1 protein-coding gene and 1 pseudogene are annotated in these 1,148 nt (G+C 72.7%); both read right to left on the bottom strand.

Going from position 1 to position 1,148, the window contains the following annotated elements:
• Positions 1 to 104 (bottom strand): annotated as a pseudogene (locus AB0J39_RS39690) (sugar ABC transporter ATP-binding protein); the annotation flags it as partial.
• A 403-nt stretch (positions 105 to 507) separates the two neighbouring features.
• Positions 508 to 1,148, bottom strand: a 641-nt coding sequence (locus tag AB0J39_RS39685) for an ROK family protein (protein WP_363474383.1), incomplete at its 5' end; no start/stop codon positions are given.

Here is a 1,148-nt window from a genome sequence, read left to right as displayed (position 1 = left end):
GCACCGTTCTGGCCGAGCAGGCAGTGCACTTCCCCGGCCCTGACCTCAAGGTCCACGCCGTCCAGCGCACGCACGCCGGGGAACTGCTTGACGATTCCTCGCATAACGAGTAGAGACGCCGAGTCGGACGATGACTGCGGCACAGGAGCCTCCTGGGGGATAGGGACACGGTGGTGGCCCCGCCCGCCTGACGGCGCCGGTTTGGCACCACCGCGGCGGCACCGAGGTCGGCGTCAACGGTGCCGCTGCGGTCCGGACAGCCGGTCAGGCGGGCGGGACGTTCTTGTGGTGAGGGGCAGAGACAGGTGGTGATCCCGTCCGCCCGACCGCATGCGCTATGGCCACAGGCACGCGGGATGGGCGGGGGTGCCGGCGGCGGAGCGGGACGGTCGGACGGACGGGAAGTCTGGGGGGACGGAACGATCAGAGGGGACGAGCGGTACGCGGGGACGGAGCGGTGGACACGCGGGTCCACCGCGAGTGGGGTAAGTGGGTCATCGAGGTGCCTCACGCCCCCCGATGGCTGCGATGTCGGATCGCGATCGCCGTGGGATCCGACAGCGCTCGTTCGACGACGACGCCGGCCGCTCCGCGCGAGGCGGCGCCGAAGCCGAGGTCGGAGGCGACGAACCGGCAGCGGTCGACGGCGCCGGTGATGCTCAGGCGGACCAGTTCCTCCTGGGCCGCGGGAATGAGCCGATCGGCGAGCCTGGCGAAGTAGCCGCCGAGCACGATCACCCGTGGGTTGAAGAGGTTGACCAGTGTGGCGGCTCCGAGTCCGAGCCACCGGCCCACCTCCGCCAGGGCCGCCTCGACGCGGGGGTCTCCCTCGGCCCGGCGCTGCTCGATCTCGGCCAGCCGCTCCTCCGGGTCGCGGACGAGCTGCCGGCCGGTGCCGTACGCGCGGTCGGGCGTGGCCATGCGCACCAGCGCGGCCAGTCCGACCTTGGTCTCCCAGCAGCCGACACGGCCGCAGCGGCACGACTCACCGGAAGGGTCGACCATGACGTGGCCGACCTCCCCGGCGAACCCGTCCGCGCCGCCCAGTAACCGGCCGCCGGAGATGATGCCGCCGCCGACGCCCACCTCGCCGGTGAGGTAGACCAGGTCGGGCGTGCCCGCCGCGACCCCCGAGGTGAACTCGGCCA

Source organism: Microbispora sp. NPDC049633 (genome assembly GCF_040675265.1).
In the GTDB taxonomy this organism is placed as follows: Bacteria; Actinomycetota; Actinomycetes; order Streptosporangiales; family Streptosporangiaceae; genus Microbispora; species Microbispora maris.
The sequence above is the reverse complement of the archived record's forward strand: the minus strand, read 5'-3'. Positions and strand labels throughout refer to the sequence as shown.